Origin of the sequence: Snodgrassella alvi (assembly GCF_002777745.1) — a bacterium.
Classification (GTDB): domain Bacteria; phylum Pseudomonadota; class Gammaproteobacteria; order Burkholderiales; family Neisseriaceae; genus Snodgrassella; species Snodgrassella alvi_D.
On the sequence record NZ_MEIO01000032.1, the window covers coordinates 1 to 21,065 of the forward strand.

Consider the following 21,065-nt stretch of genomic DNA (forward strand, 5'->3'; position numbering starts at 1 on the left):
TGTCTCCTCCTGAGACTCAGCGAAGTTGAAATGGTTGTGAAGATGCAATCTCCCCGCTGCTAGACGGAAAGACCCCGTGAACCTTTACTGTAGCTTTGCATTGGACTTTGAAGTCACTTGTGTAGGATAGGTGGGAGGCTAAGAAGCAGAAACGCTAGTATCTGTGGAGCCGTCCTTGAAATACCACCCTGGTGACTTTGAGGTTCTAACCCGGATCCATTATCTGGATCGGGGACCGTGCATGGTAGGCAGTTTGACTGGGGCGGTCTCCTCCCAAAGAGTAACGGAGGAGTTCGAAGGTTACCTAGGTCCGGTCGGAAATCGGACTGATAGTACAATGGCACAAGGTAGCTTAACTGCGAGACCGACAAGTCGAGCAGGTGCGAAAGCAGGACATAGTGATCCGGTGGTTCTGAATGGAAGGGCCATCGCTCAACGGATAAAAGGTACTCCGGGGATAACAGGCTGATTCCGCCCAAGAGTTCATATCGACGGCGGAGTTTGGCACCTCGATGTCGGCTCATCACATCCTGGGGCTGTAGTCGGTCCCAAGGGTATGGCTGTTCGCCATTTAAAGTGGTACGTGAGCTGGGTTTAAAACGTCGTGAGACAGTTTGGTCCCTATCTGCAGTGGGCGTTGGAAGTTTGACGGGGGCTGCTCCTAGTACGAGAGGACCGGAGTGGACGAACCTCTGGTGTACCGGTTGTGACGCCAGTCGCATCGCCGGGTAGCTAAGTTCGGAAGAGATAAACGCTGAAAGCATCTAAGCGTGAAACTCGCCTGAAGATGAGACTTCCCTAGGGATTAAATCCCTCTGAAGAGACGTTCGAGACCAGGACGTTGATAGGTCGGGTGTGGAAGAGTGGTAACACTTGCAGCTAACCGATACTAATTGCTCGTGAGGCTTGACTCTATCATTTGAAGGACTTCGTACATAAAGATATGTACAGAATGAATGATAAAGCTTACTGATGAATACACATCACCAAGATTAAGGCTTTCTGATTTGACAGTTTAATGTCTGGCGGCCATAGCGGGTTGGTCCCACGCCTTCCCATCCCGAACAGGACCGTGAAACGACCTAGCGCCGATGATAGTATGGATACCCATGTGAAAGTAGGACACCGCCAGACTCCCCATAAGAAGAACCCAGTTGAGAGATCAACTGGGTTCTTTGCTATGTGCGTGAGATGAGTGGGAAGGGGGAGCAGAACAACAGCCATGTGACTGCTGTTTGTGCAGTTGATTACATTATAATAACAACAATTGATTATTTAACTGCCTTAAACCCCTGCTGTCGTAATGCTTCATACAGCACGATGGCTGCGGCATTGGAGAGGTTGAGAGAGCGGATATGCTCAGACTGAGGGATACGCAGGCAGTTACTGGAGCGTGCCTGAGCGAAGTCGGCAGGTAGGCCAATAGTTACACTATGAGGTTACTGAATTTTAACATAATGTATTAATTTAAAAAGTCTATATCTTTGCTAATCTCAATAACATATCATGAAACGATGGCATATCTTCCCCTAAAGATGAAAAAAATTGTTGGTCAATATCTTCCACTAAAGGAAGAGCTTTATTCGTTACTGCGTAGCCATCTGCTGTTAATTTAATTGATCTTGCCCTGCTGTCTTTTAACGAGTTATTTTTTATGATAAATCGTTTTTCTTCCAAATTATTGATAATTTGGGAAATAGTCATAACATCAATATTTGTTTTTTTAGAAATCATTATTTGGGTGACTTCATCAAAATTCTGAGAAAGATAGGCAGTAGTTGCCATTACAATAAATTGAGGATGTGTAATAGACTGCTTTTTAAGGCAGTTTTTAATTTGACTATGCCAAGTTGAATAAGTTCTCATAAAGAGAAAGCCTATTGATTTTGAATCTTCCTCAAACTTAGATAAAAATTGAATTTCATGCTCCATTGCTTTATTGCTCTACTAATTCTTTGAGTTTAAATGCCTTATCAAGAATATCATCTGAAATGTGTTTAAGAAAACTGTAGTATGCTTCTTTATTAACATTTTCATTAGGGAGTAATGAAATCACTGATTTAATAATGGATTCTGTTTGTGATACTACTTCAATTTGATGTGAAAAGTAGAGTATTCCCATATCAGGTATATTAAATTGCTTAGTAAATTCTTGTTCAGGAATAACAGTGGATAAAATAACTTCCATCTTAGGTGCATCCTGTAGTTTAAATGTACCTTTTGTCCCACTTTTTAATTCACCAAAGATAGAAAATTCTTCTAAATCTAGTTCCCATAATTTTCTTAAAGAAATATCAATATAGTATTTCCATATAGTTTTGGGTTGAGAGGTTACTGGAATTGCACAGCATATTGAAATTTTTTTCATTTTCTTACGCCTATTTAATAAGTACACATATTATATGTATACTTATTAAATAGGCCAATATTACTATTTTAATAAGACATTCATAATAGCTATCTGATTTTTTTAAGACTGAGCAATTAAATATTCTCACATATATTAATAATAGTCTGATAAGTACTAAAACAGTACTGGGAAAACTTTCTTAGCATTGTATGAATAAATATCCGTATATGAGGTCTATATGCTCGAACTATCTAAAAATATGTCAATAGAAGAATTTGATACTAATTATTTTTATTTGACTGAACTAACAACAACAGCCACAGATTATGTTATGCACGTAGCAGTAAAAAATGATGAATCATCCACGAATACAGCTGCATTAATGTAAATACCCCAAAGTTAGTACAAGATTCAGGTAGAAAATTACGCTACTTGTTTTAGAATTTTATATTCACTCGGCGTCATATTATTTAATGCTTCATAAGGTCTTTCCGTGTTATAAATGGTTAGCCATTCTTTGGTTACCTTTCTCTTGCTTGTTCCTAATTATTAAATAGATATAAATCCAGTACCTTTGTGCGATAGGTGCGATTAAGTTGTTCAATATATCGGTTTTGATATGGACTATCTGGTTAAATATAATCTATGGTTATACCATGTGACTTTGCCCAGTCAATGAATGTTTTTCCAGTAAATTTCGGTTCGTTATCTACTCGTATTTTGAGTGGATAGCCATGATATCCGGCTAGTTTATCCAGATAACAATCCTACCAGCTGGCAAACTAACCGCAATATCAATGTCTAACACCTCATGATTAAAATTATCGATAATATTGAAGGTTCTAAATCTGCGTTGATTGCGACTGCTGTCACTCATAAAATCCATTAACCAACATTCACCTAGCTTATTCGGTATTGATAGTTTTTCTGGGCTTCTCTAAGGAATACGTTATTTACGCTTTACCCTGAGATTAAGCTTTAACTGGCAGTATATTCGATAAACACATTTATGATTTCTGTTATAGCCGAGCTTTCTAATGCGGTTAAAACACTTAGGAAAGCCCCAGTGTAAATGCCTATCCGTGATAGCACTTAGCACTGACATAATCACCGAATCATCCGGTAACTTAGGTTGATAATAGTAAGCACAGCGATTTAAGCCAATAATAGTGCAGCTCATGGCAATAGTGACAGAATGATTTTCTTGCAGTTGTAAAGCCTAAGCTTTACGTGCTTGAGTAGGTACTATAGCTTTTTTATGATTTCCTCTTAAAGCTGAGATTTTAAACTCAGCTTAGCAAACATCTGCTTAAGCTTATGATTTTCAATTCCAGTTGCTTTATGCGTTGATATCTGAGGTTTCCATACCACCGTATTTATCACGCTATTTATAGAAAGTTGAATTGCCCATACCATATTTACGGAAAAGTTCTTTGACGGGGATGCCTGCTTCGGCTTCTTTTAAAATAGCTACGATCTGATATTCAGTTATTTTTCATGTTTAAATCCTCAGTGGGTTGATAAAGAGAATTTTCTACTTTTATGCTGTACTATTTTAGGGGACAGTTCCACGTCTAAGTTTTAGTTTATCTTGCCCTTAAAAAAACTCGTATGATTTAGTGTAATTCAATCTGGTAGGTTATAAGTTTATTTAAGTACTGTTATTTTATCGTTATTGGGTGTGTTGATGATTCTGTTACCTCTATGAACGTAGAGATGATTAAAGGCCATTATTAATGGCCTTTTTTATTGATTAATGGGCTAGTTTAAATGATTTTGAGTTGTTTTAGTGATAGTTTCAGAAAGGCGTAAAAAATGGGAGCAAATACTAGTCCGATTACGCCAAACAGGGTTTCGGAAAACACCATGGCGATAAGCAGTTCGCAGATGCCTGCGTGGATTTTAGTACCTACTATTTTTGCATTAAGTATGTATTCGATTTTGTGAATGAAGATTAGGTATCCGAGTACGATTACTGCTATCCAGAATGAGATGGTAAAGGCAACTAGAAACATGATGGTATTGACTATCAGATTGCCTATGATGGGTATCAGGCCAAGTATGAAGGTGGCGAGAATCAGGCTTTTGCTGAATGGCATATGAATGCCGAATAGGGGTAAGACTATAAGCAGGAAGATGGCTGTCATAATGGTGTTAAATAGAGCTATTACGACTTGTGAGAAGGCGACATATTGAAACACCAATATTAGGCGGTTAAGGCCGTCTTTTAGTGCCTGCATATAGATGGTGGAAGTCGAGGTAGTTTCGGTGATGTTGCGTTTATTTTGTTGATAGCCAGCTATTAAGCCGATAATCATGCCAAGGATGATGATAAGTAGTGAGTGAAATAGTTGTTTGATTACTGACTGAAGATAGAAGACATGTTCCTTGATGAAGTTTAGTGCATTGGCGCGTAGTTCTATCAGATTATCAGGCAGGTAGTTGCTCAGTTCTTTGGGGAGAGAGTTGGCAATGCTGTTAAACAGGTTTTGAATGTGTGTAAGGGTTTGCTGTGGGTCTTTGGCAACGCTGATAAACCAACTGATGAGGTAGCCAAAGCCACCAATGAGCAAGGCCATGATGAATAGTGAGAGCAGTAATACAGAAAACAGTTTTGCTTTGTTACCCCAGCGATGCATTTTTCTGGCCAGAAAATCTTCGAGTTTCTGGGTAAGAGTATAGGTGAGTAAACCAGAAATAACCCCGGACATGAGGTGTATCTGCATGAATATGATAAAGAATATTGAATATATTACTACGAAAAACAGGCCAATTTTTTGTTGCTCGTTTAACAGCATGGTTTATTCCTGATAGAGGTTGATCGGGCAGCTTGGATAGTTTAGTGCTGGTGCTGTAGATTAGTTTATGGATCAATCAGGTTAGTGATTTTTTGCTCCGACATGATGATGCTTGATGTACTATTTAACTATTGCTGATTGGAAGGGCAAGATTTATCTCGAGCAGAATTTATCCTGTTTGCTATCTTGCTGCCAGTGATATTCAATTCTGGTTGCAATTTGCTGGGCGGTATTTTTGTCGAGTCTGTCTTGTACGAAGGCTAAAGCCATGTCCATACCGGCGCTGATACCAGAAGAGGTGTAGTACTTACCATCTGTTATCCATCTGGCTTTTTCTACCCAGTGTGTTTGTGAAGATGAGGTCTTTACCCAGTCGAAGGCGCGTTTATTGGAGGTTGCTCGTCGTCCATTGAGTAATCCTGTTGTGGCCAGCAGGGCGCTGCCAGTGCATACGGTTAGTACATACTGGCTTTTTTGTGCCAGTAGTTTTAGCTGGTTAATAAAATCAGTATGCTGAATCAGGGTGCGTGCGCCTTGTCCGCCGGGAATAAAAAGTGTATCGATATTGTGTGGGATGGCGGTTAAGCTTTCGGTAGCTATGCATACGCCATCCTGATTGCTGATTGTGCCTCCGTTTAGGGAGTAAAACTGTATATTCCAGTCTGGGACTTTACCAAATATTTCTACAGGTCCGAATACATCTAGTGTTTCGAAATTTGGATAGAGCAGAATGATGATTTGCATGTGTTTTTCCTGTGTAGCATGCATAGGGATACGGTAAGTCCTTATGCTGATTAAGTAGATTGATCTGAAGATAGAATAACATTTTCTCTGGTTGCGTATTGATTAATTTATGGGGAAGTTAGGGAAAATTTGTGGTAGTAAATTAAACTGGTTTGTTTGATTATCATTTCGGCATGGTGAACATGCTATGTGTGATGTTGCTGGTGTTAATTTCGCTGTGGGTGGTTAATTCAAATGAGGTATTGTGGTAATCAATCCAGCTTTTATTGCTCATATTGGCAGTGATGAAGTTGAACGCATTTCTGGTCGGGTTTTATGCTGTTGGGTTTGTACCTGAATTGGTACTTATCGTTATGGTTACAATAAATCAGTATGCATTTTCAGGCGTTCACTAGTCTGTATTGTTTGATGTCAAAGTATGATGAAATTCTAAGGCTACTTGTTGTTGAAAGCGGGATTGTGTGTTCTTTTGCTGACGGTGAGTTTTTAACACGCTTGTGGTTGATAATTATCAGCTCTACCGGTATTTATTAAAGGTTTTGAGGATACTTTTAGGGTGACGGGTATATCTTTACAGGTGTACTACTCTTCTGAATGCGGAGGCATAAGCAGATTTTTGTTTGGTTTGTTGGTAATAACGTTGATGGTCGTAAGATGTAGCTGTTAAAGTTGTTATTTTTGGGCTTGGTCTTCAGCTATGACTGGCAAGGTGCTAAACAGGCTGGCAATGGCAGTATAACAGGGTAAAGAGGGCTGATATAAATGGCGGGAGAAAGATATGAGAGCCTGATAGCCGAGCAATAAATATAGATGATAATAATTTCTATTGTTGATTTAATTTTCAGTTTTTATGGGTTTGTTTGAAATTCTGGGTGTGGCTGGTTTTTGCTTATGTACTGATATTTGAGTTTGTTTATATGGGCAAAGGGGAATGCTGCGGTTCGTCATCTCAGGATAAGGATTTTGAGATGATACTGATTTATTATTGGGTATAAATAAAACAGTCAGGCTTTATGTGTGCAGGTCTGACTGTTAGTGAGTCGTTTAGGCTTAGTTGTTTTCGATGATGCGATTATTAAGTGGCTGAACAGGTCTGTAGTTATTTTTGGGTAGATAATAGGAAATGGCTTCGATTTCTGCTTTCGGCAAGGTAATAGGTTGACGAAATAATATCCAGGTTACGGGTTCGCTGCATGGCGGTGTGGTCAGAGAGCCGGCATAGCGGTAATAGTTATGTTTATGCGGGTAAAGGTGTTCGGGATTGAATAATATATTGGTGTTTTCGCTGCTATTTTTGGCCAGTTTTTTGAATGCTGCCAATTTTTCAAAGTATAAGTTTGCTTTACCTTCTTGAACAAATACGGCAACTACCAGCTTACTATGGTCAGCAGCCTGATGAACAAAATGTAATTCCAAGGGGTAGCGCACGCCGTTAATGGTGTGCTCGGCTGCTTTATGGGCATGAAACTGAACTAGTGTGTAGGTTTTGTTGTTATAGGTAAGGCCACTGTTCGGGTCGAAGTTAAACTGAAGTGTATGGCCGTTGTCGACTATTTGTTTGATTGTGGCATGGCGATAATTAAATTTCAGTTTAGGTAATTTCTGATTGGTTTTGCTGGCGAAGATATCTATTGGAGACTGGTTTTTTCCGGTGGTGCAGGTTTGTGCGTTGGCCATTTTGCCCCAGTTTTCCGGTGCATGATCGCCTTGATATCCCCAATGGGCATGTTCAGCTATGGCTGAGGTAGTCAGACTCAGGCTAAAACATAAAACTATAATGCTTTTTTTCATGATGTGGCATGTGTATGTTGATTTGTTATGCCGTTATTTTATTCTTGTTTGGTTATTAATTGTACTATTTTTGTTGCTAAAGATAAATTTATTGTTAATTTCTGTCATGGCGCCATATGATGTTTCTTTTTTGGGGCATGGATGATGTTGACTATGAACTCTAAATTACCAGCTGTGGAAACTACGATTTTTAGTGTGATGTCGGCACTGGCAGTCGAAAATGGGGCACTGAATTTGTCACAGGGGTTTCCTGATTATGCTGTTGATCCGAAACTAATCGAACTGGTTGGGCATTATTTAGATGCTGGTAACAATCAGTATGCGCCGATGGTCGGTGTGGCTGTGTTGCGTGAGCGCATTCAAGAGAAATTTCAGCGGGTACATGGGTTGATTATTGACGCTGAGCAGGAAATCACAGTTACTGCGGGGGGAACGCAGGCGATTTTTACGGCCATTGCTGCGCTGATTCGCCCAGGTGATGAGGTAATCAGTTTTGAACCCGCTTATGATTGTTATGCACCCGCGGTAACTTTGTTTGGTGGAAAAATGGTACCGGTACGGCTGGTAGCGCCGGAATTTGCTGTAGACTGGGATTATGTTAAATCATTAATCACACCGCGTACGCGGCTGATTATTGTGAATAATCCGAATAACCCGGCCTGTCGGGTATTTGGTATGGCTGATATTGCAGCTTTGGCTGAGATGGTGCAAAACAGTAATATTTTGGTGTTAAGTGATGAGGTGTATGAGCATCTGGTTTTTGACGATATTCAGCCGCAAACTCTGTTAAAACATCCGCTGCTGCGTGAGCGGACTTTTGTTATTGGCTCGTTTGGCAAACTATTACATGCAACTGGCTGGAAGGTAGGTTATTGTGTGGCTGCGCCGGCACTCATGATTGAATTTCGCAAGGTGCACCAGTTTAATGTGTTTAGTGTGCATACACCCACGCAGTATGCTATTGCCAGATTATCTGGCCGATGCGTCACACTATGAAAATTTAGGCTGGTTTTTCCAGCAGAAACGTGATTTTCTGCTAGCCGGTTTGCGCGATTCGCGTTTTAGGGTTTATGTGCCTCAGGGAACGTATTTTATTGTGCTGGATTACAGTGCCATCAGTTCTGCGCCAGAAAATGAGTTTGTGCGTGAGCTAGTGATTAAGCACCGGCTGGCTACGATACCTTTGGCTGCATTTTATCATGATGGTTTTAGCCAGCAGTGTGTGCGGGTATGTTTTGCCAAGCAACAGGAAACGCTGCAACAGGCAGTAGAATTATTGTGTGCGGTGTAAAACAGAATAGTGAGAAATAGGCAGCATAGGCTATTTATTCTGTTCTTTTTGGCATGCTGGTTATGCACAGTCCGCCGATGATACGGTTGATAACCAAACTCCAGTGCGGGTAGTTGGGTTTAACTAAAGATGACCTGTTCTGTATAACCAATTTAAGTTATTAGTGAATATGATTAATTAGACTATAGAATCGGTGACGAATGGAAAAATAAATCTTCTTATAATGCGTATATAGCTATTTATTATTGGAGTACTGGGAGGTGATTATGGCTGTACCTGAATCCAAAAATGAATTAATAGAAGCGATTAATAAAAATTATCCATTGTTAATCAAAAAAACTGATGTCAGTTCCGGCACAAAAGGTGTTTGAGCCTCTTATGCAAGGACATGTTAAAGGTAGTACGATAAGTGCGGCACAATTGGTTTCTTGTTTAATTGGCTGGGGAGCATCGGTATTGTCTTTGTATGCTCACTCAGGAAGTGAAAGGGCAGGAAATCATTTTTCCTGAGGTTGGTTAATGGAATGAATTAGGGCAATTAGTGTAGAAGTTTTATTGTGACTACAAAAATATAAATGATTATGATGCGTTACTTCGTATTTTGGAAAAAAGAACAATAACATAATAAGCTTATTGAAGGCTTTAGTGATGAAGCTTTATATGGGGTTGCTTGGTATGGTAAATACACGCGATGTCGAATGATTCAGTTGAACACGTCTTCTCCGTATAAAAATGCGGCAGGTAGATTGACGGTACTACTTAAAAATCTTGATGGTTGAGTTGCTTAGACGTTTTAGATGAAATTAGATTCTGTTTCATTTATTAATAGAATAATTATATGTGGTTAGAAAAGATTGAGTTGAGAAGTATATTTTTATCACTCAAGATAATATCTGTTTATTGGATTTAATCTCCAATTTGTTACGCTCTTTGCGGTGGCGAAAATGACCAGATCATGAGATACAAGGTAAATGATACCTGAAGCAGTAAGATATTCATGATGTTATATTTTGCTGTAGCTCTGTGTATATTAGTTATGGCCATTGATATAACGCAACTCAGATACATAGTGTTTTAGATAGTTTGCTGATAGTTAGTATATCTGTTCCTGTGGATCGCAGTCTTAGCAAAATTAGGCAAAACGATGCTGGTAATGATGGATTAGGTTTAACTAGGCATAAATGGATTCAGGCAGTAAATAGTTATTTGTTACGGCGTTTGGCGCGTGGATGGGTACTGTCATAAATTTGTGTCAGATGGTTGAAGTCTAGCTTGGTGTATTGCTGGGTGGTGCTGATAGACTTATGGCCGAGCAACTCCTGTACAGCGCGGATATCGTGAGCACTTTGTAGCACATGGCTGGCAAAACTGTGCCGTAACATGTGAGGAGATAAATGGCGGTCGCTGCCATGTGTAATTGACCAGACATTCAGGCGATTCTGTATCTGGCGTGCACTCAGGCGTGTACCACGCTGGCTGGTAAATACTGCATTTTCGCCAGTAACAGCGTAGCGGTGAGGCAGATAGCGCTGCAAGGCCGCAATACTTTTTTGTCCTAAGGGAACCTGACGATGTTTGTTGCCTTTACCTAGAACATGTATCCAGTTTTCATCCAGCATCAGGTGGTGTAAATCCAGCTGTACTAATTCGCCCAAGCGTAAACCACTGCCATACAGTAGTTCAAAGATGGCCTGATCGCGCAGCGATAAAGGGTCGCTAGCGGTGGGCTGGTCAAAAGTTTGGTTGAGTTTTTCTGCTGGTACTGCTTTGGGTAAGCGGGCACCTGCTTTGGGTGCTTTGATATTGCTAGTAGGATTGGAGGTTATTTGTCCTTGTCGTTGCAGGAAATCAAAGTAAGTACGCCATGTGCTGAGTTTTCGTGCCAGTGAAGCAGGCTTATCACCTAAGCCGCTAAGTTTTTTCAGTGCACCGACCAGATGCAGGCGGGTAATACTGGTAGGGGTAAGGTTATCCGGTAAAATCTGGCTTAGCTGCATCAGATCACGCCTATAGGCAGTGCTGGTTAGTGGAGATAAACCGCGCTGTTGTAGGTGCTGGAAAAATTCATTCCATAGTGTCCAGTTAGGGGGTGGTGGTGCTGGCTGCATTTAATAACTCTGGGCAAGGGCGTTGCGAAAAATTTCCGGTGTACGGCTGATGCGCTGGCGCTGATAATTAAAAAAAGCCATACCGGTTTTTACCATGGCAATGGCTGCGCCATCATGGACTCGACAAATACGGTAAATCAGGCTAAATCCGGTATTACTCAGGTCAATTATACCTAAATCAAAGTCTAATTCGTCGCCATAAAAGCCTTGCCCCTGAAATTGCAAGGCTGCATCCAACATAATTAGGCCAGTGCCGCCCACATCCATTTCACTAAAGCCGAAAGAAGCCAGCAGCCGCAGGCGAGCCTCATGGCATAGACGCAGTACGGCATCATTGGCCAGATGGTTACCATAATTAATGTCGCCGATATGTACACTGATACGGGTATGAAACAACCAATGTTCAGGTGGTTCGATATATATGCGGCTCATGGATTATCCTTATTGGGTTCAGGTTAGATGGTAGCAGTTTTTGCAATGGTTTGCGTCCGGCTGGTGTTTGCATCGGGCAAATATGTGCTAAGCTTTACGGGTATTTTTCTGGTTATATTGCTGTTTTTCAATTTGTTACAAACAGAGTTATTGTTTGTTGAGCAGGGAGAATAACGATGTATCACAAAATTATGGTACCGGTAGATGAAAGTGCAGCCGCTATGCGTGCATTGCAGGAGGCAATCATGCTGGCCAGATTGTGTAATGCTGTCTTGCGTGTGGTTAATATTGTCGATCTGGCGCAATTTAGCTGGGGTGGTGTAGGAGCGCTGCCTTCGGAAGAAGTACGCAAGGCAGTAAATGCTGCCGGTAAGAAAGGCTTAGAACAGGCAGAAAAACTACTTGAAGAATCTGGCTTGCAGTATGAGATTGAGGTGGTGGAAAGTGCCGGTGACAAGGTGGCAGATATGTTGATTCAGGAAGCCACTGAACATAATATAGACTTACTGGTGATGGGTACCCATGGTTTTAGTGGCTTTATGCATATTTTAATGGGTTCAGTAGCTGAGGGAGTTTTGCGCCAGTCTGATATTCCAGTGATGTTATTACGGGTACGTGATGATGATTAATTGGCTGGCAGCCAGTTATCTATCAGGCCAGACATACAGCCAATAGTTGCATTATATCCTGTCTGGCTCTGTAGTATTGGTGCTTTAAAGTGTCATAATATTTGCCGGAAAGTTATTGGCGCAGGTTTGGGTTGTGTTGCAGTGACTCAAGCGCAATATTAATAAAATTGGGCGCAATACTTGTAATATCTATATTGTGCGGATCAGTTAGCCATAAATTAGTCAGCCCTATGAATAGAGCCTGAAAATATAGTGCCGCCTGCTGTATATTGATATTTTCTGGCAGAATATGCTGTTGGCAACACATCTGAAATACTGCACACAAATTCTGCCACCATAAATTTTGGTATTTTTGCAACAATGTGACTATGGCACTGTTGTCTGCGGTATGTTCGCAATTCAGATGCAGTATATAGCAGAATTTGCGGTAATTATCATCAGTGGCTATGCGTTGAAACATTTGTTTTAACGCCTGCATTAGATTATTTAGTGCATTAGGGGAGCTGGTATCGATGTCATGTTGCAGTTGCTCGCTCAATTTGCTGAAAACCTGTTGGAATAACGCATCAAACAGATCCTCTTTATTTTTAAAATGCCAGTATAAAGCACCACGAGTCACACCGGCTGCACTGGCAATCTCTTGTAGCGAAGCTCGGCTTACACCGCGTCGGTAAAATATATCCAGCGCAGCAGCCATGAGAGCCTCTTTAGTTTGCTGTGATTCCTCTTTGGTTTTGCGCATAATAAATTTCCGTTAATCTGTAAATTAAATTTAGGCAAATCTGGATTTATTCCAGATTGGCACTGGTTTTTTTGATTAAAATAACTAAAGTATTAAATTTATTACATCTGGTATACATACATTGTTGCATGTATAATGCGCAGCGTAAAGCTATTCTTTATTTAATCGTCTGTTGTCGCATTGCAGGTTGCCCGATGTTTCTGTTCTGGCAGCGCGGAATGTCGACACTGGCGCTATTTGTGTCATATTTTTAGCACGGTATAGTAAAAATTCATTTAAATTTTAAGTATATATGCACATATTGAGGTGAGTATGGGAACGAATCGAAGAGCAGATAAATGGCGCATCAGTGCGATGGTACTTGCCAGTGCGCTGGCATTAACTGCGTGTGGCAAAAAAGACAAGGCTCCAGCGCCACAAGCACCAATGGTTAGCGTACTGTCTGTACAACCAGAAACGGTAACTGTAGATACCGAGCTGACCGGCCGTTTAAAACCGATTCGCGAGTCAGAAGTGCGTGCCCGTGTAGCCGGTATTTTGATGAAACGCTTATTTACAGAAGGCTCATATGTTAAAGAAGGGCAGCCACTGTTCCAGATTGACAATGCGCCTTATCTGGCTTCTCTGCAATCTGCCCGTGCTAGTCTGGCAACAGCACAGGCCAATGCAGCGAAAGCTGATGCTGATGTTGTCCGTTATCGTCCGTTGGTAGCCGCCAATGCCATCAGCAAACAGGAATTTGATCAGGCGATTGCACAACAGCGTTTGGCACATGCACAAATTGACAGTGCACAGGCTGCGATTAAATCTGCACAGATTAATGTTGGCTATGCCTATGTACGTGCCCCGATTTCCGGACGTATTGGTAAAGCACTGGTCACTGAAGGTGCGCTGGTAGGGCAGAACGATGTTACTAAGCTGGCTCTGATTCAGCAGACACATACTTTATATGTTGATCTTACCCAGACTGCCGCACAGGCAATGAAGATCCGTCAGGATATTGCTGCGGGCAGGATGAAAACTATTAATGGCGCTGTCGAAGTGGCCATCAAGCTGGATGATGGCAGCGAATATCCGCAAAAAGGCCGTTTGCTGTTTACTGATATGACTGTGGATGAAGGCACTGGCGAAGTTAAGGTACGTGCCGAAATTCCAAATGATAATGATATGTTATTGCCCGGCCAGTTTGTACGGGTAGAAATTCCGCAGGCTGAAATCCAGAATGCTATTGTATTGCCACAGCAGGCAGTAACCCGTGGTGCCAGTGGTGATACGGTTACAGTGGTTAATGCCGATGGCAGTCTGGCCGTTCGTCCGGTTACTGTTGTACAGCAAAAAGGCACAGACTGGGTAATCAGCAGTGGCTTGCGCACTGGTGACAAAGTAGCAATGGATGGTCTGGCGCTGGTGCAGTTAACCGGTGCGAAGAAAGTTCAGACCCAGCCGTGGAAACCGGCATCAGCTAATGCACCGGCAGCGGCTCCTGCTCAGGCAGCTTCTGCACCCAAGGCTTCTGCGGCATCTGCCTCTCAGGCCAAGTAAGGAATATGTAATATGTCACGATTTTTTATTAACCGACCGATTTTTGCATGGGTGGTGGCGTTGTTCATCATCATTGCCGGTATAGTGTGTATTACCAAGCTACCTGTTGCTCAGTACCCAACTGTAGCACCTCCTTCCATTACTCTGACCATTGCCTATCCGGGTGCGGATGCCCAGACTATTGAAGATACCGTATTGTCGCGTATTGAACGCGAGATGAATGGTCTGGAAAATCTGGACTATATGGAGGCCAAATCACTGTCTAATGGTACAGGTACATTGACCTTGACTTTCTATCCGGGTACAGATGACGATATCGCTCAGATGAATGTGCAGAACGCACTGTCACGTGCAGAACCACGTTTGCCGGCCATGGTGAAACAGACTGGTGTACAGATTGCCAAATCACGCAGTAACTTCCTGATGGTAACCATGTATACCAGTGATAATCCCAATCTGACACCGGCAGACATGGCAGACTATGTAGCACGTAACATTCAGCCGGAATTACAGCGTATTGATGGTGTTGGTAACGTAATGGTGTTCGGTTCTGAACGTGCCATACGTATCTGGCTGGATTCAGACAAATTGCGTAGTGTCAATCTGACACCGGCAGCCGTTAATGCCGCCGTGGCTGCACAGAATCAGCAAATTTCTGCTGGCAGTCTGGGTGCCTTGCCTTCTCCTGACAATATTCAGACTACAGCGACCATTGTTGTCCCCGGCCAGCTAAAAACAGTTGAACAGTTTGAAAATATTATTGTTAAAGCCAATACCGATGGTTCACTGGTACGCCTGAAAGACGTTGCCCGGGTAGAGCTGGGTAAACAGGATTACTCTACTGGTGCGCGTCTGAATGGTAAAGACGTAGTAGGTGCCGGTATTCAGCTAACCTCCAAAGGTAATGCACTGGCAACAGCCAATGCAGTTAAGGCCAAACTGGCTGATTTGCAGAAATACTTCCCGGCTGGCATGAGCTGGTCTGCACCGTACGACAGCTCTACTTTCGTGAGTATTTCCATTGAAAAAGTGGTACATACACTGGTAGAGGCCATCGTACTGGTATTCCTGGTAATGCTGCTGTTCCTGCAAAACATCCGCTATACCCTGATTCCGACCATTGTGGTGCCGATTGCCTTGCTGGGCGCTTTTTCCATCATGTATTTTGCCGGCCTGTCGATTAACGTACTGACCATGTTTGCTATGGTGCTGGTAATCGGTATTGTGGTCGATGATGCCATCGTGGTGGTGGAAAACGTTGAGCGTATTATGACGGAAGAGCATTTATTGCCCAAACCTGCTACCGAAAAAGCCATGGGGCAGATTTCTGGAGCCGTAGTTGGTATTACTGTGGTACTGATTACCGTGTTTATCCCGATGGCGTTCTTCTCTGGCTCTACTGGTAATATTTACCGTCAGTTCTCCATCGTAATGTCAGTAGCCATTTTCTTCTCTGCTTTCTTGGCGCTGTCTTTGACACCGGCCTTGTGTGCTACTCTGCTCAAGCCGATCAACGAACATGATGCCGAGAAAAAAGGTTTTTATGGCTGGTTTAACCGCAAATTTACCAGTGGTACTAAGAAATACGAATCCAAAGTGGCGTATGTACTGCATCGCAGCGTGCGTATGTTTGTCATCTACGCCATTATTACCGGTTGTGCACTGTTTGTGATGGTTCGCTTGCCGACTTCTTTCCTGCCGGAAGAAGATCAGGGCTATTCCATTGGTCTGATTCAGTTACCGCCGGGTGCGACCCAGCACCGTACTCTGGATACCTTCAAAAAGATGGAAGATTTCACGCTCCATCAACCTGAAGTGAAAAATATGGTATCAATTCTGGGCTTCAGTATGACTGGTCAGGGACAGAACGTAGGTTTGAGCTTTCTGGTACTGAAAGACTGGTCTGAACGTAGCGGCGCAGAACACAGTGCCAACTCACTGGCTAAACGCATTACCGGTGCCATGATGGGTTCGGTTCGTGATGGTTATATTTTTGCATTGGTACCACCATCTATTCCTGAGCTGGGCACCAGTACCGGCTTCAGCTTCCGCCTGCAAGATCGTGGTGGAAAAGGCCATGAAGCATTGCTGGCCGCACGTAACCAGCTACTGGGTATGGCACGTGAAAGCAAAGTACTAACACAGGTACGTCCGGATGGCATGGAAGACGAACCACAATTACAGATTGATATCGACCGTGATGCAGCTAATGCGCAAGGTGTTTCATTTAGTGATATCACCACTGTATTGAGTACAGCGCTGGGTTCCAACTACGTAAACGACTTCCCGAACAAAGGGCGTATGCAGCGTGTGATTGTACAGGCGGACGTTGCTTCCCGCATGACACCGGAAGACCTGAATAAGCTCACCGTTAACAATGCCCAGGGACAATCCGTACCTCTGTCCGGCATTATGAAAACCCACTGGATCACTGGTCCGGCGCAAACTGTCCGCTATAACGGTTATACCGCCATGTCTATTACCGGTAATGCAGCTCCGGGTTACAGTACTGGTGATGCCATGGCCGAAATGGAAAAAATGGCCAGCAAACTGCCGGATGGCTTTGGTTATGAATGGACAGGGCTGTCTAAAGAGGAAAAAGACGCCGGTAACCAATCTACCATCCTTTATATGTTCTCTCTGCTGGCTGTATTCCTTTGTCTGGCCGCACTGTACGAAAGCTGGACAATCCCGTTGTCTGTCATGCTGGTAGTACCACTGGGTCTGCTTGGCGTGGTATTGGGTACATGGCTGCGAGGCATGGAGAACGACGTTTATTTTCAGGTGGGGCTGATTACTGTGATTGGTTTGAGTGCCAAAAACGCTATTCTGATTGTGGAATTTGCCAAGGAGCTGCAAGAGCAAGGCAAATCTCCGTTGGAAGCGGCACTGGCTGCTGCTCATCTGCGTTTCCGCCCGATTCTGATGACCTCTATTGCCTTTATTATGGGCGTAGTACCTTTGTATTTTGCCAGTGGCGCCTCTTCGGCCAGTCAGCGTGCAATTGGTACCAGTGTATTGTGGGGGATGTTAGTAGGCACCTGTCTGGCCTTATTCTTTGTGCCCGTATTCTATTCAACTGTACGTAGTCTGTTCAGCAGAAAAAAGAACGACAAAGATGGTAATACGCCTGACAATGGCAAAAACCTGCCGATTACTGTAAACAGTGATGGCAGTGCCACCGTACAGCCAGCCGACCAGACAGACAAAGAGGATAAAGCATGAAACACATAGTAAAACCCACCCTGCTGGCTGCATTAATTGCCGGGGTATTGTCTGCCTGCTCAATGGCACCGCGCTACCACCAGCCGCAAGTCGAAATGGCAGAAACCTTTCCCCGTGCAGCCGCCAGCGACCAGCAGACTGGTTCCGTGGCAGCGGCCAATCTGGGCTGGCAGGATTACTTTGCTGATGAACGTTTGAAACAGATTATCAGTCTGGCTTTGACCAATAACCGTGATTTACGTGTGGCCGCTTTAAACGTAGAAGCCGTACGTGCACAATATGTTATCCAGCGTGCCGACCGCCTGCCAGCGCTGGCCGCTACCGGTAATGGTGGCCGCTCCCGTGTCGCACAGGATTTAAGCGCCATGCGTGATGCTACTGGCCAGCAAACCAGCTATATTGCTGAATCATATAACGTTGGTCTGGGCGTTACCTCATTCGAGCTGGATTTGTTCGGACGGGTAAAAAGCCTGTCTGATGCAGCTTTGAATCAGTATTTTCAGCAGAAACAGGTACGCGATTCTACCCAGATTAGCCTGATAGCCAGTGTGGCCAAAGCCTACTTTGATGAATGTATTGCTCAGGCACAAATGGATTTATCCAGCCGCGTATTAATGTCGCGTGAAGAAAGCAAACGCCTGATCGACCTGCAATTCAAATCGGGCGTAATTTCACAGGTAGAAGTAGACGTAGCCGAAGCGCAAATCGAAACTGCCCGTGCAGATTATGCAGCAGCCAAACAGGCGCGTGATCAGGCGCATAATGCCTTAACCCTGTTGGTAGGTAAACCACTGCCGGATGATCTGCCCGCAGCAGCACCATTAAGCCAACAGTTTGTAAATGCAGAACTGCCAGTCGGCTTACCATCTACCATTCTGTATCAGCGGCCGGATGTACGTGCAGCCGAATTTGCCCTTAAATCTGCCAATGCCAGTATTGGTGCCGCAAGAGCAGCATTTTTTCCACGTATTAGTTTGATTGGTGGTATTGGTTCTGGCAGCAACGATATTGGCCATCTATTCAATGGTCCAAACCGTACATGGAGCTTTACACCACAGATTACCCTGCCGATTTTCACTTGGGGGCAAAATAAGGGTAATCTGGATTTGGCTACTGCGCGTAAAAACATCGCTGTGGCACAATATGAGCAAACTGTACAGGCTGCTTTCCGTGATGTGGCTGATGCACTGGTGGCACGCGATTCACTTAAAAAGCAGTATGAGGCGAAACTGCGTGGCGAGCAGGCGCAAACCAACCGTTACAAACTCACCCAGCTGCGTTATAAACATGGTATCGCCAGCTCTCTGGAACAGCTAGATGCCGAGCGTGATAGTTATGCTGCCCAGCAGGCATTGCTCAGAACCCAGCAAACCCTGCTGGAAAACCGTGCTGATATTTATAAAGCATTGGGCGGTGGTCTGAATCAGCAAACAGTAGCACCAGCTGCAAATACTACCGTAACCACGACAACTACCACCACAACGACAACGGTGCAGTAATTGTCTTAATCAGGATGGCAGTATTACTTGCCATCCTTTTAGCAGCGCGGGCAGTATGCTGAAAATATAGCGCTGGTTAGCATCTGAACATGTTAGCCAGCCTGTATACGGAGAAGATTATTGCAGCCAATGCCTGATTTAACAGCAACATTTTTACCTGCTCGTGCTATACAAAATGATTTAACCCTTGAATAGATTCCGCTTTTCATGGTATAAATCGCGTTTTACAAAATTAATTAGAAGTTTGGAGTTAACCATGGCACGTGTATGTAAAGTGACCGGTAAGCGCCCGATGAGTGGCAACAACGTGTCACACGCCAATAACAAAACCAAACGCCGTTTCTTGCCTAACCTGCAATCACGTCGTTTCTGGGTTGAAAGTGAAAACCGTTGGGTTCGTCTGCGCGTTTCTAACGCCGCTCTGCGCACCATCGACAAATTAGGTATTGAAGTAGTATTGGCCGACCTGCGCGCTCGCGGTGAAGCTTAATCATATAGTGATTTAAGGATAGAGCAATGCGCGACAAAATCAAACTGGAATCATCTGCTGGTACTGGTCATTTCTACACCACTACCAAAAACAAACGCACCATGTCTGGCAAATTCGAAATCAAAAAATTCGATCCAGTAGTGCGTAAGCATGTATTGTACAAAGAAACCAAACTGAAATAATTGTTTCATAATGGTTTGAAAAACCTGAGCAGCTAATTGCTCAGGTTTTTTTCATTATGGATAATAAAACGCAAATCAGATTCACCAACTAAATAGCCGCACTATGGAAAATAACATGCATGAAGCACATATCGCCTTACAGCACCGTATTGAAGAGCTGGAAATACAAAGTGCGTTACAGGAAGAAACCATTCAGAGCCTGAGCGATACCATAGCCAGACTGCAACAAACCTTAGATTTACAACAGGCACAACTGCGCCTGCTTTACCAGCGCCTGCCGGACAGAGCAGATAGCGGTAGCGAACCATTTAATCCGGCAAGTGAAATTCCGCCACATTATTAAACTATTGAAACAGACAAATAGTAGCAGGTACAAGTATCGATTACCTTGCCTGAAAACGTTTAAATCGCAATACGGATTTAAAATTCAGGTTTAAAGCGAATGATTAAAAGTCTGTGCAATGGCGCTTCGTGCTAATCTGGAAATATCTAATGTAACTATCCCCTAGAATAGTACAGCATAAAAGTAGAAAATTCTCTTTATTAATCCATTGAGGATTTAAGCATGAAAAAAATGACTGAACATCAAATCGTATCTATTTTAAAAGAAGCCGAAGCCGGTATCCCCGTCAAAGAACTCTGCCGTAAATATGGCATCGGCAATTCAACTTTTTATAAATGGCGTGATAAATACGGTGGTATGGAAACGTCCGATATCAAACGTTTAAAGGAGCTAGAGGCTGAAAACCGTAAGCTTAAGCAGATGTTTGCTGAGCTGAGTTTAAAATCTCAGCTTCAGGAGGAAATCATAAAAAAGCTATAGTGCCTACTCAAACACGTAAAGCTTGGGCTGTACAACTGCAAGAAAGTCATTCTGTTACTATTGCCATGAGCTGCGCTATTGTTAGCTTAAGTCGCTGCGCTTACTATTATCAACCTAAATTACCGGATGATTCAGTGATTATGTCGGTACTAAGTGCTATTACCGATAAGCATTTACGCTGGGGCTTTCCTAAATGTTTTAATCGCATCAGAAAGCTCGGCTATAAATGGAATCATAAACGTGTGTATCGGGTGTATTGTGAATTAAAGCTTAATCTCAGGGTAAAGCGTAAACAACGCATTCCTCCACGAAGCCCAGAAAGGCTATCAGCACCCAATAAACAAGGTGAATGCTGGTCAATGGATTTTATGAGTGACAGCAGTCGCAATCAACAGCGTTTTAGAACCTTCAATGTGATA

The 21,065-nt window shown here is 43.1% G+C and carries 21 protein-coding genes, 2 rRNA genes and 1 pseudogene; 14 read left to right on the top strand and 10 right to left on the bottom strand.

Features of this window, described 5'->3' with window-relative positions; genetic code table 11:
• Together BHC51_RS04880 and rrf are read left to right on the top strand one after the other, a co-directional pair.
• A 23S ribosomal RNA gene (locus BHC51_RS04880) occupies positions 1-914 on the top strand; the annotation flags it as partial.
• Between the two features lie 107 nt (positions 915-1,021).
• Positions 1,022-1,134, top strand: a 5S ribosomal RNA gene (gene rrf / locus BHC51_RS04885).
• A gap of 137 nt (positions 1,135-1,271) precedes the next feature.
• On the opposite strand, the gene BHC51_RS04890 is transcribed toward rrf, so the two are convergent.
• From BHC51_RS04890 to BHC51_RS04915, 7 genes and pseudogenes are all read right to left on the bottom strand, one after another.
• Entirely contained in the window at positions 1,272-1,424 is a 153-nt protein-coding gene (locus tag BHC51_RS04890) for a tRNA (cytidine(34)-2'-O)-methyltransferase (protein WP_306807523.1), read from the bottom strand.
• Positions 1,425-1,476: 52 nt separating this feature from the next.
• Positions 1,477-1,932: a MarR family winged helix-turn-helix transcriptional regulator gene (locus BHC51_RS04895; RefSeq protein WP_100153481.1), complete on the bottom strand. Its 456-nt coding sequence runs from the start codon at positions 1,930-1,932 to the stop codon at positions 1,477-1,479.
• Between the two features lie 4 nt (positions 1,933-1,936).
• Positions 1,937-2,368, bottom strand: a complete 432-nt coding sequence (locus tag BHC51_RS04900) for a hypothetical protein (protein ID WP_100153482.1) — start codon at positions 2,366-2,368, stop codon at positions 1,937-1,939.
• Positions 2,369-2,773: 405 nt separating this feature from the next.
• Positions 2,774-2,872, bottom strand: a pseudogene (locus tag BHC51_RS13270) (hypothetical protein); the annotation flags it as partial.
• Between the two features lie 1,244 nt (positions 2,873-4,116).
• Complete coding sequence (locus tag BHC51_RS04905; RefSeq protein WP_100100781.1) at positions 4,117-5,148, bottom strand: AI-2E family transporter; 1,032 nt, start codon at positions 5,146-5,148, stop codon at positions 4,117-4,119.
• Positions 5,149-5,301: 153 nt separating this feature from the next.
• Positions 5,302-5,892, bottom strand: coding sequence for a DJ-1/PfpI family protein (locus tag BHC51_RS04910; RefSeq protein WP_100153483.1), 591 nt, complete (start codon positions 5,890-5,892; stop codon positions 5,302-5,304).
• Positions 5,893-6,942: 1,050 nt separating this feature from the next.
• Positions 6,943-7,683 (bottom strand): carbonic anhydrase, encoded by a 741-nt coding sequence (locus tag BHC51_RS04915; protein ID WP_100100779.1) that lies wholly within the window; start codon positions 7,681-7,683, stop codon positions 6,943-6,945.
• A 153-nt stretch (positions 7,684-7,836) separates the two neighbouring features.
• Between BHC51_RS04915 and BHC51_RS04920 the strand changes: the two genes are divergently transcribed.
• From BHC51_RS04920 to BHC51_RS13275, 3 genes are all read left to right on the top strand, one after another.
• A complete protein-coding gene (locus BHC51_RS04920; RefSeq protein ID WP_218966378.1) occupies positions 7,837-8,679 on the top strand; it encodes an aminotransferase class I/II-fold pyridoxal phosphate-dependent enzyme in 843 nt (280 codons plus the stop codon).
• Complete coding sequence (locus BHC51_RS12930) at positions 8,639-8,974, top strand: aminotransferase class I/II-fold pyridoxal phosphate-dependent enzyme (protein WP_218966379.1); 336 nt, start codon at positions 8,639-8,641, stop codon at positions 8,972-8,974. Before BHC51_RS04920 ends, BHC51_RS12930 begins: the two co-directional genes overlap by 41 nt.
• Positions 8,975-9,606: 632 nt before the next feature.
• On the top strand, positions 9,607-9,753 hold the full coding sequence (locus BHC51_RS13275; RefSeq protein WP_373885671.1) for a ClbS/DfsB family four-helix bundle protein: 147 nt from the start codon (positions 9,607-9,609) through the stop codon (positions 9,751-9,753).
• Positions 9,754-10,176: 423 nt separating this feature from the next.
• Here the strand turns inward: BHC51_RS13275 and BHC51_RS04930 are convergent, their stop codons facing one another.
• The gene (locus tag BHC51_RS04930; protein ID WP_100136172.1) at positions 10,177-11,082 is read right to left on the bottom strand and encodes a tyrosine-type recombinase/integrase; all 906 of its coding nucleotides are present in this window, start codon (positions 11,080-11,082) and stop codon (positions 10,177-10,179) included.
• Positions 11,083-11,514, bottom strand: a complete 432-nt coding sequence (locus BHC51_RS04935) for an acyl-CoA thioesterase (RefSeq protein ID WP_100100776.1) — start codon at positions 11,512-11,514, stop codon at positions 11,083-11,085.
• Between the two features lie 176 nt (positions 11,515-11,690).
• Between BHC51_RS04935 and BHC51_RS04940 the strand changes: the two genes are divergently transcribed.
• Positions 11,691-12,143 (top strand): universal stress protein, encoded by a 453-nt coding sequence (locus BHC51_RS04940; RefSeq protein WP_100153484.1) that lies wholly within the window; start codon positions 11,691-11,693, stop codon positions 12,141-12,143.
• Between the two features lie 112 nt (positions 12,144-12,255).
• Here BHC51_RS04940 and BHC51_RS04945 read toward each other — a convergent pair whose 3' ends face one another.
• A complete protein-coding gene (locus BHC51_RS04945; protein WP_100100774.1) occupies positions 12,256-12,885 on the bottom strand; it encodes a TetR family transcriptional regulator in 630 nt (209 codons plus the stop codon).
• A 312-nt stretch (positions 12,886-13,197) separates the two neighbouring features.
• Here BHC51_RS04945 and BHC51_RS04950 point away from each other — a divergent pair, with 312 nt between their 5' ends.
• The 8 genes from BHC51_RS04950 to BHC51_RS04985 form a co-directional block, all read left to right on the top strand.
• Positions 13,198-14,427: an efflux RND transporter periplasmic adaptor subunit gene (locus BHC51_RS04950; protein ID WP_100124221.1), complete on the top strand. Its 1,230-nt coding sequence runs from the start codon at positions 13,198-13,200 to the stop codon at positions 14,425-14,427.
• Between the two features lie 12 nt (positions 14,428-14,439).
• The gene (locus tag BHC51_RS04955; protein ID WP_100124222.1) at positions 14,440-17,652 is read left to right on the top strand and encodes an efflux RND transporter permease subunit; all 3,213 of its coding nucleotides are present in this window, start codon (positions 14,440-14,442) and stop codon (positions 17,650-17,652) included.
• Complete coding sequence (locus BHC51_RS04960; RefSeq protein ID WP_100153485.1) at positions 17,649-19,151, top strand: efflux transporter outer membrane subunit; 1,503 nt, start codon at positions 17,649-17,651, stop codon at positions 19,149-19,151. Before BHC51_RS04955 ends, BHC51_RS04960 begins: the two co-directional genes overlap by 4 nt.
• 256 nt (positions 19,152-19,407) lie before the next feature.
• Positions 19,408-19,641 carry a 50S ribosomal protein L28 gene (rpmB, locus tag BHC51_RS04965; protein WP_037406798.1) on the top strand — a complete coding sequence of 78 codons (234 nt, stop codon included), beginning with the start codon at positions 19,408-19,410 and terminating at the stop codon, positions 19,639-19,641.
• A gap of 26 nt (positions 19,642-19,667) precedes the next feature.
• Positions 19,668-19,823, top strand: a complete 156-nt coding sequence (gene rpmG / locus BHC51_RS04970; protein ID WP_025329834.1) for a 50S ribosomal protein L33 — start codon at positions 19,668-19,670, stop codon at positions 19,821-19,823.
• Positions 19,824-19,938: 115 nt separating this feature from the next.
• Complete coding sequence (locus BHC51_RS04975) at positions 19,939-20,166, top strand: SlyX family protein (RefSeq protein WP_100124224.1); 228 nt, start codon at positions 19,939-19,941, stop codon at positions 20,164-20,166.
• A gap of 222 nt (positions 20,167-20,388) precedes the next feature.
• Positions 20,389-20,646: a transposase gene (locus tag BHC51_RS04980; RefSeq protein ID WP_100098913.1), complete on the top strand. Its 258-nt coding sequence runs from the start codon at positions 20,389-20,391 to the stop codon at positions 20,644-20,646.
• On the top strand, positions 20,646-21,065 hold a 420-nt coding region (locus tag BHC51_RS04985; RefSeq protein WP_143558774.1), incomplete at its 3' end, for an IS3 family transposase. The genes BHC51_RS04980 and BHC51_RS04985, both read left to right, overlap by 1 nt.